The following is a 13,446-nucleotide window of genomic DNA, read 5'->3' as shown; positions in this document are numbered from 1 at the left end:
ACGCAACGGGGATATTGCAGTTCACGGCCCTCTAGGTCATGCTTGCAACTGAGCCAACGGGCGAGCCGCCCCGTTCACGCAGCTGCAACATGCTTACAACATAGGGCCATGAACGACCAATATCAGGCGCTCTACCAATCATTCCGCTGGCTGGTACCCACCCAGTTCAACATCGCGGAAGCGTGCTGCCACCGCTGGGCATCCAGTAGTCCGGATGCGCGGCGCATCGCCATCTACTATGAAGACGAGTCGGGCAACCGCGAGGTCTGGACCTATGCCCGCCTTGCCGAAGCCGTCAATCAACTGGCCAACGGCCTGGTGAAGATGGGCGTCGGCCGGGGCGACCGCGTCGGCGTGGTGCTGGGACAACGGCCCGAAACGGTCGTGGCCCATATGGCCATCTACACCGTGGGCGGCGTCGTTCTCCCCTTGTCTGCGTTATTTGGCCCCGAGGCCTTGGAAAGCCGCTTGCGCGATTCCGAAACCCGGGTCGCCATCGTGGACCATGCTTCCAGCGCCAACCTGCTGGCGGTCAGCGAAAACTGCCCCAACCTGCAACAGATCATCGGCATTGGCTTTGCGGACGAACGCGTGCTGCCGTGGCGCAGTCTGCTGGCCCGCCAGCCCAACGAATTCAAGGCCGTCGCCACGCGCTCATCGGACCCGGCCATCCTGCTCTATACGTATGGCACCACTGGCGCCCCCAAGGGCGCATTGCTGCCGCACAGTGTGCTGATCGGCAACCTGCCGGGCTTCGTCGCCTCGCAAGACTGGTTTCCCAAGCCCGCCGACGTGTTCTGGTCGCCGGCCGACTGGGCATGGACCGGCGGCATGATGGACGCGCTGTTGCCGACCCTGTATTTCGGCCATCCGATCGTCGGCACGCGCGGTCGCTTCTCGCCCGAGCGCGCCTTCGAGCTCATGGAGCGCTACCAGGTCACCAACACCTTCCTCTTTCCGACCGCGCTGAAAATGATGATGAAGGCCGTGCCCGAGCCTCGCAATCATTACCAGCTGGCGCTGCGCTCCATCATGAGCGCGGGCGAAAGCGTCGGCGAAACGGTCTTTGAATGGTGCCAGTCGGCGCTGGGCGTGACGCCCAACGAGATGTTCGGCCAGACCGAAATGAATTACGTGGTGGGCAATAGCCAGAAGCGCTGGCCCGCCCGGCCTGGCAGCATGGGCCGTCCGTATCCCGGCCATCAGGTGGCGGTGCTCAACGACGACGGGCAGCCGGTGGCGCCGGGCGAGACCGGCGAAATCGCCGTCAACCGACTGGACATCCACGGCTACCCCGACCCGGTCATGTTCCTGGGCTACTGGCGCAACGAAGCCGCCACCCAGGCCAAGTTCAAAGGCGACTGGTGCCTGACGGGCGATCTGGCAAGCGTCGATGCGGACGGCTACCTCTGGTACGCCGGGCGCGCAGACGACGTGTTCAAGTCTGCCGGTTATCGCATCGGCCCCGGAGAAATCGAAAGCTGCCTGATCGCTCATCCCGCCGTGGCCAACGCCGCGGTGGTGCCCAAGCCGGATGCGGAGCGCGGAGCCCTGGTCAAGGCGTATGTCGTGTTGACCCCCGAGTTCGTTGGCCGTGATCGCAGCGACATCATCGAAAACCTTCAGGAACATGTCCGCGAGCGCCTCGCGCCCTACGAATATCCCAAGGAAATCGAATTCGTCGACGAATTGCCGATGACCACCACCGGCAAAATCCAGCGTCGCATCCTGCGTCTGCGCGAACAGGAACGCGCCCAGGCCGTGGCTCCGGCGCCCGCGCCAGTCGCCCCGCCCGCGCCAGTCGCCCCGCCCGCGCCAGTCGCCCCGCCCGCCCCCGTCGCCCCTGCCGCCCCGGTTGCCCCGGTTGCCCCGGTTGCCCAGGCGGAGCCGGCCGCACCGGGCCCAGAAAAATTATCGGAAACCTAGGCAATGCCCATCTACCAGCTTGACGACCTGATCCCCCGTATCGACCCCGCCGCCTATGTCGCCGACAGCGCCGACATCATCGGCAACGTCACGCTGGAGGCGGGCGTCAGTATCTGGTCGCATGTGTCGATCCGGGGCGACAACGACGCCATCCTGATCCGCCATGGCACCAATATCCAGGAATCCAGCGTCCTGCACGTGGACAGCGGCTGTCCCATGACCATCGGCCCGAACGTCACCGTGGGCCATCAGGCGATGCTGCATGGCTGTACCATCCATGAAGGGGCGCTGGTGGGCATGCAGGCCATCGTGCTGAACAACGCGGTGATCGGCCGCAATTGCCTGATCGGCGCAGGCGCGATCATTCCCGAAGACCGCGTCATCCCCGACAACTCGCTGGTCATCGGCATCGGCAAGATCGTGCGCGAACTCTCGGAAGAAGAAATCGCCAATCTGCACAAGAACACGGCCCACTACGTGGCGCGCGGCCAACACTACAAGACGGCGCTCAAGCGCCTGGCTTGAACGCCCTGGCCACTAGCCGAACCCCTGCTGTCAGCAGGGGGAATTGGCTGCCCTGATCGGCTAAGATTCTCCCCATGACCGATCAGCTCAAAAAATATCTCACCGAAGACCGCAGCGTCCGTATCCAGGCCGTACGCCTGGACGCGACCTGGAAGGCCGTCCAGGCCAACCACGACTATCCGCCCGCCATCACCCACTTGCTGGGCGAACTGGTGGCCGCGTCCACCCTGCTTGCCGCCAACATCAAGTTCGATGGCTCGCTGGTGCTCCAGATCCAGGGCGACGGCCCCATTGCCCTGCTGGTGGTGGAATGCCGCTCTGACCTGAGCCTGCGCGCCACCGTCAAGGTGCGCGAAGGCCACGAAGTCCCCACCGACGGCACCATGCAAAGCCTGCTGAACCCCGGCGGCAACGGGCGCTTCATCGTGGTGCTGGATCCGCAGCGCAAGCTGCCGGGGCAGCAGACCTACCAGGGCATCGTGCCGCTGGAAGGCGACACCGTGGCGCAGGCGTTGCAGCACTACATGAAGGCCTCCGAACAGCTGGACACCCGCTTGTGGCTGGCCGCCGACGCCGATCACGCCGCCGGCATGCTGGTGCAGCGCCTGCCCTTCCACGGCGGCACCGACGCCCCGCTCCTGACCGAGCAGAGTGCCGCTGAAACCTGGGACCGCGTGGTCGCCTTGGCCAGTACGCTCAAGCACGAAGAAGTGCTCGAAGCCGAGATCGACACGCTGATCCATCGCCTGTTCTGGGAAGACACGCTGCTGGCGTTCGACGCCGCGCCCGTCAGCTGGCATTGCCCCTGCACGCGCGAACGCGTGGCCAGCATGCTGCGGTCGCTGGGCGAAGAGGAAGTCAACAGCGTCCTGGCCGAGCGCGGCCAGGTGGATGTGTCCTGTGACTTCTGCGGCAAGCCGTATACGTTCGACGCGGTCGACTGCGCGACCCTGTTCTCGCCCACCCAGCCTGCTGCCGACGACGCACCGCCCACGGTGCACTGACAGCCTGCGTCCCGCCAGGCGGGACGCTTTCGTCACACCGGCTTGTCCCAATCGACAGGCGGTCATGCCCGCGCCAGACTGCGCAGCCATGACCGCCTTTTTCTTTGCCGCCTCGCGCCAGCGCGGAGCCGCCGCCATTGAATTCGCCGTGGCCGGCGCCATGGTGCTGCTTGTGGGCCTGCTGGGCATCGAAGCGGCCCGCTGGCAAGCCGTGCGCCAGATGGCGCAGGTGGCGCTGATGCAAGCCGCGCGCGCGGGCATCACGGCGCATGCTGATCCCACCCGCATGCACGATGCGTTCCTGCAAGGCTTGCTGCCACTGCACGCCGACGCCCAAGGCGAGGCCGGCGCGCGGCGCAGACTGAACCGCGCACATGCCGACATCACCTCGGCGACGGGCCTGACCGCATGGCGAATCGAAGTGCTGCTGCCTGACGCCCGCATGTTCCGGGAGCACGGCCGCACCGGCTTGCGCGTACGAGCGGCGCCCGGCCGACGCGCCATCGACAACGACTACCAGGACCTTCAGCACGCGCGCCGGCCGCCACTGCCCGGTCGCTCCACCATCTTCGAGGCGAATACCCTGCGGCTGCGCCTGACCTATCTGCACAAGCCCTGGCTGTTCCCCGCGCGCGCAGTGCTGGCCGCGTTGGGACGCAACGACGCCAGCTATGCGGGCGTGGCCCGCCAGCATGGCTTGCTGCCGATTCAGGTCGAGCTGGAAATGGAAATGCACTCGCACCCCGTCGATTGGACAGGGGCTTCGGGAACACCAGCGGAAATCGTCGCCCGCGCGTGCCGCGAGGCACATTGCCAACGACGCTAAACGTCAGTGGCGAGGCGTGGTATTGGCAGAGTTGGCAGCCGGCTTGGGCGCGGCATTGGCGCGATTGGCCGGAGGTTTAGCGGCCGGCGCGCTGGTGCGCGCGGGCGTGGCCGGCTTGGCGGCGGCATCGGTCGCCAACGAAGCGCCGGCGGCCGGAGGCTGGGCGTTCTGCGGCAGGATGTGAACGAAGACTTCGCCTTCGCGCATCATGCCGAGCTCACCCCGGGCACGTTCTTCGATGGCGCCGGAACCGCCTTCAAGATCTCGCACTTCGGCCTCCAGCGCCGCATTGCGCGCGCGCAGGCCTTCGTTGGTCTCGCGCTGCTCGGCCACTTGGCGTTGCAGATCCCAGACCTTGAACCAGCCACCTTTACCCAGCCAGAGCGGGTATTGGATCAAGCCGACCAGCACGAACAGCACCAGGAACAACAGGCGCATACGCGAGAACCCTCAGAGCAGTCGTGGCGCGGATGCGATGGCGGCGCCAGGCGTCGCCATCGCGCTTCCCATCAACGCAGGTTGTAGAAAGCTTCCAGGCCAGGATACGACGCCACTTCAGCCAGCTCTTCTTCGATACGCAGGAGCTGGTTGTACTTGGCCATGCGATCCGAACGGGACAGCGAACCCGTCTTGATCTGCATGGCGTTGGTCGCCACGGCGATGTCGGCGATGGTGGAATCCTCGGTTTCGCCCGAACGGTGCGACACGACGGCGGTGTAGCCGGCGCGCTTGGCCATTTCGATGGCGGCGAAGGTTTCAGTCAGCGTGCCGATCTGGTTGATCTTGATGAGGATCGAGTTGGCGACGCCCTTCTGGATGCCTTCGCGCAGGATCTTGGTGTTGGTGACGAACAGGTCGTCGCCCACCAATTGCACCTTCTTGCCCAACTGGTCGGTCAGCAGCTTCCAGCCGTCCCAATCGTTTTCGGCCATGCCGTCTTCGATGGAAATGATGGGGTACTTGTCGCACCAGGTGGCCAGCAGGTTGGTGAATTCCTGCGACGACAGCGAGATGCCGCCTTCGCCGGCCAGCGTGTACTTGCCGTCGCGGTAGAACTCCGAGCTGGCGCAATCCAGGCCCAGGGCGATCTGCGTGCCCGGCTCGTAGCCGGCTTCGGTGATGGCCTTCAGGATCAGCTGGATGGCAGCTTCATGGCTGGGGACGTTGGGCGCAAAACCGCCTTCGTCGCCGACAGCCGTGGACATGCCCTGGCCGTGGATCAGCTTTTTCAGCATGTGGAAGACTTCAGCGCCCCAACGCAGGGCTTCGCGGAAGCTGCCCGCGCCCACCGGCAGGATCATCAGTTCTTGCAGGTCCAGCGTGTTGTTCGCGTGCGCGCCGCCGTTGATGACGTTCATCATCGGCACGGGCATGCTCATGGGGCCGCTGCCGCCAAAGTAGCGATACAGCGACAGGCCCGATTCGTCGGCGGCGGCGCGAGCCACGGCCATGCTGGCTGCCAGGATCGCGTTGGCGCCCAGGCGTTCCTTGGACTCGGTGCCATCCAGCTCGATCAAGGTGCGATCGACGAAGGTCTGTTCCTGGGCATCCAGGCCCATCAAGGCTTCGGAGATTTCCGTGTTCAGGTTTTCAACGGCGCGCAGCACGCCCTTGCCCAGATAACGGCTCTTGTCGCCGTCGCGCAGCTCGATGGCTTCGCGGGCGCCGGTGGACGCGCCGGACGGCACTGCCGCGCGGCCCATGGCGCCGGATTCCAGCAGCACATCGCATTCCACGGTGGGGTTGCCGCGCGAATCCAGAATCTCGCGGCCGATGATGTCGACGATTGCACTCATGACTTTACATTCCCTGAACGATAAACATATTCATGACGGCCGCGCCCTCGCGGGCGTTGCGGGCACGGCGGTACTGCCAGGAGTCGTAGAAGGCCTGGGCGGCGGTCATGGACGGAAACTCCATGAGGACGGTGCGGCCAGGCTTACGGCCCTCAAGGTGCTTGGTCTCGCCGCCTCGCACCAGGACCTTGGCATCGTACGCGCGCATGGCGAGCGTGGACAGACGCTTGTAATCCTCGTATTGCGCAGGCTTGGTCACCGTGACTTCGGCGATGATGTAAGCACTCATGGGGTTCCTTCAGAGCAGTGGCGTTGAAAGGGGTGGGCCGGATACGGCAAGGCCGCCAGTGTCGCGCAAGGCGCCCTGGCGACACATATCCGATGCTAATTGGTTGTATCCGAAAGAAGCGCCGCCGCATAGGGCGGCGCTGGGAAAACGGCCCGCGGCCCCGAGGATCCGCTTACGGAACTCGAGACCGCGAAACCGCATTACGCCCCCTGACCGCGGCGAGACTTCTGCTCGATGGCGGCGCGGATATAGCTGGAGAAGAGCGGATGGCCGTCACGCGGGGTTGACGTGAACTCCGGGTGGAACTGCACGCCCACAAACCACGGGTGGTTGGGCAATTCCATCATTTCCGGCAGGTTTTCGGTCGGCGTACGGGCGCTGATCACCATGCCGGCCTCTTCCAGGCGCGGCACGTAGACGTTGTTGACCTCGTAGCGGTGACGGTGACGCTCGTTCACTTCGTCGCCGTAGATGGTCTGGGCGCGGGTGCCCGGCTTGATCGGCACGCGCTGCGCGCCCTTGCGCATGGTGCCGCCCAGGTCGGACGAGTTGTCGCGCTTTTCGACCTTGCCTTCGCGGTCCATCCATTCGGTGATCAAGGCCACGACCGGGTGCGGCGCGGACGGATCGAATTCGGTGCTGTTGGCGCCGCCCAGGCCGGCGACGTGGCGCGCGAATTCAATGACGGCCAACTGCATGCCCAGGCAGATGCCCAGGTACGGCACGCCGTTTTCACGGGCGTAGCGGATCGCGGCGATCTTGCCCTCGGTGCCGCGCTTGCCGAAGCCGCCCGGAACCAGAATGGCGTCCAGATGCTTCAGTTGGTCGGTACCCCGGGTTTCGATATCTTCCGAGTCGATGTATTCGATATTGATCTTCGAGCGCGTGTGGATGCCGGCGTGAACCAGGGCTTCGGTCAGCGACTTGTACGATTCGGTCAGGTCGACGTACTTGCCGACCATGCCGATCGTCAGCTGATGCTGCGGATGCTCCAGCGCTTCGACCAGGTTGTCCCACATGGACAGATCGGCCGGCGGCGGGGTCAGGCCCAGCGCTTCGCAGACGATGTTGTCCACGCCCTGCTTGTGCAGCATGGCGGGAATCTTGTAGATGGAATCGGCATCCCACACGGAAATGACGGCATCCAGCGGCACGTTCGAGAACATCGAGATCTTGGCGCGCTCGTCGTCCGGGATGGGACGGTCGGCGCGGCACAACAGCGCGTTCGGATAGATACCGATTTCGCGCAGCTTCTGGACCGAATGCTGCGTAGGCTTGGTCTTCAGCTCGCCGGCGGACGCGATGAAGGGCACCAGGGTCAGATGCACGAAGGCCGCGTTGTTGCGGCCCATGCGCAGGCTCATCTGGCGAGCGGCTTCCAGGAAAGGCAGGGACTCGATGTCGCCCACGGTGCCGCCGATCTCGACGATGGCGACGTCCGTGTTGCCGTTCCAGCCGGCTTCCGCGCCACGGGCGATGAAGTCCTGGATTTCGTTGGTGATGTGCGGAATCACCTGGACAGTCTTGCCCAGGTAGTCGCCACGCCGTTCCTTGCGCAGCACCGATTCGTAGATCTGGCCAGTGGTGAAGTTGTTCACCTTGTGCATGCGAGCGGAAATGAAACGCTCGTAGTGGCCCAGGTCCAGATCGGTTTCGGCGCCGTCTTCCGTGACGAACACTTCACCGTGCTGGAAGGGGCTCATCGTGCCCGGATCGACGTTGATGTACGGATCGAGCTTCAGCATGGTGACCTGCAAACCACGCGACTCGAGGATGGCGGCGAGCGACGCAGCGGCGATGCCCTTGCCCAGGGAAGACACCACTCCGCCGGTGACAAATACGTATTTGGTCATCGTAATGAGCACCCGGGACGAGCGGGCGCGTGCGGGAAATTTGGATTATAGCCGGGAGGCGGAAGTTATTTGGGTTTTCCCCTAGCGATGACGCGTAACATTTGGCAGCACTCAAACCGGCGCGGTGGCGCGGCGCTCACACGTGGGCCAAGAGCGCCGTGCTATGTTCGATCCCTAATTTTCGACTGCTGTTTTTTCTCAACATTCATCCCACCGTCGATGAGCCTACCCTCCCCGTCCGATACTCCTTCTCGCGCCTCGCTGGCATGGCGTCTGGCGCTCGTTGCCGTCGTGGTCCGCCTGCTTTACGGCGTGCTGGTGCAAAGCTACACGATGCTGGCGCTGCCGCAGTCAGACCAGATGCGCGAGGTCTACAGCCAACCCCAGTACCTGATGCCCATGTTGGCGAACCTGGCGGCCTCCGTGCTCATGGTGGGCATGACCGTGTGGGGCACGATGCACGGCTGGTTGCGCCGCAACGACACGACAGCGGTGGACGAACCGCGCAAGCTGTTCGGCACGTTCGTCGCCTTGCAGCTGCTCTACACCTTGATGACCTCGGCCGCCACCGCCTACCTGCACAGCGAGGGGATGCAGTACCTGATGACGCATCGCGGCGAACTCACCGAGCGCTTCGGGCTTGAGCTGACGGGCCAGTTCCTGGCCATGGCCATCCTCTTTCGCATCGTCTACATCGCGCTGGAAATCATCGGCATGGTCGTGGTCGTGCGGATCGCCGCGTGGATGGTGCAGCGCCAGGGGCCATATGGTGCGCCCGCCTATGATCGACGCCACGCGGCCTGGATCGCCGGCCTGACGGTGCTGGCCTGGCAGTTGACGGTATCGATCGCGCTGGGCGGCTATCTGCAATTGCAGTATCTGAATGCGGGCTGGCCGTCGTTCGTGCTGGGGTATCTGGCGCTGCCGCTGCTGCTGTCGCTGCTGTGTGCGCTGGCTTGCCTGAAGATGCTGCCGCGCCATATTGGCGGCGCGCGCATGGGCCGAGCCGTCGCGCACGGCAGCTTGGCCTTCTGGCTGACGCAGGCGGCGGGCATCGGCTTGGGCTATCTGGCGATCCGCTCGATGAGCTGGCGCGACCTCGCACGCGCCGGGGAATCTTATGTCGCAGGCGTGACGACGCTGGCCATCTACGCCGCGCTGCTCGTCCTGGGCTGCCTGCTGGGCAGATGGGCGCTGTACCGTTCGGCCAAGCCCGCCACGGTTGGCTGATCGACCAGTGTGAGACAGGAACGGCAACCCGATCTGGCCGCGTGAATGACCGGAACGGACGCGTCAGCGCAACGCTCGCGCTGACGCCTCGACGCCCTTTTACCTACGCGCTGATCGGCGCGGTGCTGCGTTCAAGCCAGGCCAGCGCCTCGCCTTGCACCATCGGCGACAAGCGCTCGAACACGGTCTGGTGATAGTCGTTCAGCCACGCGATTTCATCGGCGCGCATCAGCGACGTTTCGATGCAGCGCGTGTCGATCGGGCACAGCGTCAGCGTTTCAAAGCACAGGAATTCGCCCAGCTCGGACGTCAGCCAGCTACGGTTGGCGACCAGGTTTTCGATACGCACGCCCCAGCGGCCAGGACGATAGATGCCCGGCTCGTTCGAGGTGATCATGCCCGGTTCCATCGCGGTATGCGGGCCCGGCATCGCGCGGTACGAAATGACCTGCGGGCCTTCGTGCACGTTCAGGAAATAACCCACGCCGTGGCCCGTGCCGTGGCCGTATTCCGCCCCGCCTTCCCAGATCGGCGCGCGCGCGATGGCGTCCAGCATGGGCGACGGCGTGCCGCGCGGGAACGACGCGCGCGACAGCGCGATCATGCCCTTGAGCACCAGCGTGAAATCCACCTTCTGGTCCGCGCTGGGCGTGCCCACCGCGACCACGCGCGTGATGTCGGTCGTGCCGCCCAGGTATTGGCCGCCCGAATCGATCAGCAGCAAGCCGTCGCCTTCGATGGTGGCGTGCGCCTGCGGCGTGGCGCGGTAGTGCGGCATCGCGCCGTTGGCGTTGAAGCCGGCGATGGTGGCAAAGCTGGGGCAGACATAGTTCGGACGGCGCGCTCGGGCCGCCGTGATCTGCTCGTCGATCGTCAGTTCGGTGATGGGCTGCTTGCCCACCGCGCCTTCGAACCAGGCAAAGAATTCACAAAGCGCCGCGCCGTCCTGCGCCATCGCCTGACGCACGTGCGCCAGTTCGGCGTCCGTCTTGCGTGACTTGAACAAGGTGGACGGGTTGATCGCTTCGATGCGCGGCACGGCGGGATCCATCGCGTGGAACACGCCGCAGGTCACGCGCGCCGGATCGATCAGCAACGTCTGGTCCAGTTCCAGCGAGGCCAGCGCGTCGGCGGCCTGGGCGTAGTCCGCCACTTCGACGCCATCGGCGGCCAGGGTGGCGCGCAGCGCGTCGTCGATCTTGCCGTCCGCCACGAACAGCGTGGCGTGGTCCAGGCCGATCAACGCGTGTCCCACGAACACCGGGTTGTATTCCACATCGGCGCCGCGCAGATTCAGCAGCCAGGCGATGTCGTCCACGGTGCTGATGAAATGCACGTCGGCGCCGTGCGCGCGCATGGCGTCCCGCACCTGGGCCAGTTTGTCCGCGCGGGCCACGCAGGCCTCGGGCGCGACGTGTTCGTAGATTTTCGCGTCGGGCAAGCCCGCGCGGTCAGTCCAGATCTCGTCCAGCAGATCTTCCCGGATTTCCAGCGTGGCGCCGGACTTGGCGGCAGCCGCCGACAAGGCGCGGAACGCGCCCAGCCCCAGCACCTGGCCGTCGACGCCGATGACGTCGCCCGCGCGGGTGTTGGCGGCCAGCCAGTCGACGTGGCCCGGCGTGGACGCCAGCGCGATCTTCATCAGCTGCACGCCGGTGCCGGCCAGTTGCGCCTCGGCCTGCACCCAATAGCGGCTGTCCACCCACAGGCCGGCGAAGTCGGCCGTGACGACCAGCGTGCCCACCGACCCCGTGAAGCCCGACAGCCAGCGCCGCCCTTGCCAGCGAGCCGGCAGGTATTCGGACAGGTGCGGGTCCGAAGACGGAACGATATAGGCGGACAGGCCGCGGCGGCTCATGGCCTGCCGCAGTTGGGCAATACGGGCGTCGGTGCTAGACATGGGGGATGGGATCCTTAGCGCAACATGAAAGACATGGCGGCCAGGCTGTTCAACGTGCGGACGGCCGACTGCATGCTATCCACGGTGAATCGCAAGGTGACGCCGTCCACGCGTTCCAGCGTGGGCCACATGCAGAACAGGTCGGCCAACGCCGCGCTCTGTGTCTGCAACCGGCATTCTATAGGGGCGGGAATACGGAAAGGAACGGGTTTCGGATCGGAGGACGAGCCGGCCTTGCTTTGCAGCTTGCGCACCGCGGTTTCGGCCGCTGCGGCGATGGCGCGGCGCGAGGCGGCGGGCGACAAGGTCACGCCGCTGCCCTGGCCGTGCGCCACTTTGGTCTGTACCCATTCCGCCCCGAGAAAGGTGTCGCGCGTTTCCGAGATGAACACATCGTCGCCCGTCGCCAGGATGACGGGCACGCCCATTTCGCCGGCCAGCGCGCCATACAGGCCCGCCTCGCCCAGCTCCATGCCGTTGATCAGCACGCGCGCGAACGCAAAGCTGTTGATGGTGTGTGCCAGGATGCCGCGGCCTTGCGAGCGCGAGTGATAGCCGATCATGAAGACGGCGTCGCAGCCCTCTTCCAGACCGCCCATCATGCCCAGGTAACGCGGTTTGCCCAGCACCAGGCGCGCGCGTTCGTCCAGGCCGTCGGGCAGCAGGTTGCGAAAACCGCCGTGCGAATCGTTGACCAGGATTTCTTCAGCGCCGCCGGCAATCGCGCCTTGCACGGCCGCATTGGCCTCGGCGGTCATCCAGGCGCGGGCGCGCTCATATTCGCCGTTGCCGGCGCGGACTTGTTCTGCATGGAAGACGCCGGCGACGCCTTCGATATCGGTGGAAATCAGGATCTTCATGGGATCAGCCTTCAAGAAATTCAGAATGCGGTGTCGGACAACCAGCGTCGCCATTGCGGCGCGGCTTCGCGGATGGCGGCGCGGTGATGGCCGTCGCGCCCGGTCACGCTGTCGGCGTGCCACAGCGCGGCAATGATGGCTTGTTCGCAGGCCTCGGCGGCCGCTTCGAACAGCGGGTCGATTCGGGTTTCGTGCAGCATCGCCAGCGCCGGCATGGGCTGTTCGGCCAACTGCGGCACGGTGTAGGCGGTGGAAAAGGCCAGCGCGATATCGCCGCTGCCATGGCCAAAGACCGAGCCCGTGCGCGCCAGGCCGGCGCCCGCGCGCAGCGACAGCCGGCGCAGTTGGCGCGCGTCCAGCGGCGCGTCGGTGGCCAGCAGCAGGATGATCGAGCCCTTCTCCGGCACGATCACCGCGTTCTCGCCTTGCAGCGCCAGGCCACGGTCCAACTGGTCGGCCAGCCGCCGGCCGAAGGGCCGTCCGGCCACCGTCAGGTTGGGCAGGCGTCCGAAATTGGCCAGCACCATCGCGCCGACCGTATGGCGCAAGCCGGGCTGGATGTCGGCCACGCGCGAGGCCGAACCGATGCCGCCCTTGAATGAAAAGCAGGACATGCCGCGCCCGGCGCCGACCGCGCCCTGGGCGAACGGTTTGGCAGCAACGGCGCAGGCCTCGGCATAGTGCGCTTCCTGCACTGCCAATGCCTGGATGTCGTTCAGATAGCCGTCATTGCATTCAAACACCAGCGGGTTCACGGTCGCCATGTCGCGCCCGATGCCCGGGTTGGCCATCACGGCTTGCCGGATCTGCGCGTTGGCGACGGTGCCCACGCCGAAGGTGTTGGTCAGCGCGATGGGCGTTTCCAGCACGCCCAACTCTTGCACCTGGATCAGCCCCGTGCTCTTGCCGAAGCCATTGAGCACGGTCGCGGCGGCGGGCGTCTTGTTCAGAAAGGGGTCTTCGCCATGCGTGCGCACGACGGTCACGCCCGTCTGCACCGCACCGTCGGCCAGCGTGCAATGTCCCACCGTCACGTCGCCCACGTCGCAGATCGTGTCTAGCGGACCCGACGGCAGCACGCCGATGCGGGGAAAGTCCAGCGCTTGTTTATCCATGGTTTCGCCAAGCTCCTTGATGCAAAACGCCGCCGTCCCGAACCGGGAAGCGGCGGCGAGAGAGACTGCGCCTGCACCGCGTCCTGCGGGCTGGCCGCCCGACATGCGGGCGGCTGGCGGCG

General features: G+C 65.5%; 12 protein-coding genes. 5 read left to right on the top strand and 7 right to left on the bottom strand.

All coding sequences use genetic code 11. From position 1 onward, the window contains the following. The first annotated feature begins 108 nt into the window (after positions 1-108). From API01S_RS10320 to API01S_RS10305, 4 genes are all read left to right on the top strand, one after another. Entirely contained in the window at positions 109-1,926 is a 1,818-nt protein-coding gene (locus API01S_RS10320; protein WP_061304377.1) for an acyl-CoA synthetase, read from the top strand. 3 nt (positions 1,927-1,929) lie between these two features. After that, entirely contained in the window at positions 1,930-2,451 is a 522-nt protein-coding gene (locus tag API01S_RS10315; protein WP_006218111.1) for a gamma carbonic anhydrase family protein, read from the top strand. A gap of 74 nt (positions 2,452-2,525) precedes the next feature. Further along, on the top strand, positions 2,526-3,455 hold the full coding sequence (gene hslO, locus API01S_RS10310; protein ID WP_006218110.1) for an Hsp33 family molecular chaperone HslO: 930 nt from the start codon (positions 2,526-2,528) through the stop codon (positions 3,453-3,455). Positions 3,456-3,543: 88 nt separating this feature from the next. Next, on the top strand, positions 3,544-4,281 hold the full coding sequence (locus API01S_RS10305) for a TadE/TadG family type IV pilus assembly protein (protein WP_061304375.1): 738 nt from the start codon (positions 3,544-3,546) through the stop codon (positions 4,279-4,281). 3 nt (positions 4,282-4,284) lie between these two features. Here API01S_RS10305 and ftsB read toward each other — a convergent pair whose 3' ends face one another. The 4 genes from ftsB to API01S_RS10285 all read right to left on the bottom strand — a co-directional run bounded on the left by ftsB (position 4,285) and on the right by API01S_RS10285 (position 8,219). Then, positions 4,285-4,719, bottom strand: coding sequence for a cell division protein FtsB (gene ftsB, locus API01S_RS10300; RefSeq protein ID WP_061304374.1), 435 nt, complete (start codon positions 4,717-4,719; stop codon positions 4,285-4,287). A gap of 71 nt (positions 4,720-4,790) precedes the next feature. Further along, positions 4,791-6,077, bottom strand: a complete 1,287-nt coding sequence (gene eno, locus API01S_RS10295) for a phosphopyruvate hydratase (protein WP_006218107.1) — start codon at positions 6,075-6,077, stop codon at positions 4,791-4,793. Between the two features lie 4 nt (positions 6,078-6,081). After that, complete coding sequence (locus API01S_RS10290; RefSeq protein WP_006218106.1) at positions 6,082-6,366, bottom strand: DUF1330 domain-containing protein; 285 nt, start codon at positions 6,364-6,366, stop codon at positions 6,082-6,084. Between the two features lie 200 nt (positions 6,367-6,566). Further along, entirely contained in the window at positions 6,567-8,219 is a 1,653-nt protein-coding gene (locus API01S_RS10285; protein ID WP_039882927.1) for a CTP synthase, read from the bottom strand. A gap of 219 nt (positions 8,220-8,438) precedes the next feature. Here API01S_RS10285 and API01S_RS10280 point away from each other — a divergent pair, with 219 nt between their 5' ends. Continuing rightward, positions 8,439-9,449, top strand: a complete 1,011-nt coding sequence (locus API01S_RS10280; RefSeq protein ID WP_061304372.1) for a hypothetical protein — start codon at positions 8,439-8,441, stop codon at positions 9,447-9,449. Positions 9,450-9,552: 103 nt separating this feature from the next. Here API01S_RS10280 and API01S_RS10275 read toward each other — a convergent pair whose 3' ends face one another. From API01S_RS10275 to API01S_RS10265, 3 genes are read right to left on the bottom strand one after another with little or no spacing between them, the layout of a single operon-like run. After that, a complete protein-coding gene (locus API01S_RS10275) occupies positions 9,553-11,349 on the bottom strand; it encodes an aminopeptidase P family protein (RefSeq protein ID WP_061304369.1) in 1,797 nt (598 codons plus the stop codon). A gap of 14 nt (positions 11,350-11,363) precedes the next feature. Further along, positions 11,364-12,209: a M55 family metallopeptidase gene (locus tag API01S_RS10270; RefSeq protein ID WP_061304637.1), complete on the bottom strand. Its 846-nt coding sequence runs from the start codon at positions 12,207-12,209 to the stop codon at positions 11,364-11,366. A gap of 20 nt (positions 12,210-12,229) precedes the next feature. Further along, positions 12,230-13,429 (bottom strand): DmpA family aminopeptidase, encoded by a 1,200-nt coding sequence (locus API01S_RS10265; RefSeq protein WP_409360604.1) that lies wholly within the window; start codon positions 13,427-13,429, stop codon positions 12,230-12,232. Positions 13,430-13,446: the final 17 nt, after the last annotated feature.

This window comes from Achromobacter piechaudii NBRC 102461 (genome assembly GCF_001571245.1).
Taxonomy (GTDB): domain Bacteria; phylum Pseudomonadota; class Gammaproteobacteria; order Burkholderiales; family Burkholderiaceae_B; genus Achromobacter; species Achromobacter piechaudii.
Note: the sequence above shows the minus strand (reverse complement) of the source record. Positions and strands in the feature narration are given on the sequence as shown.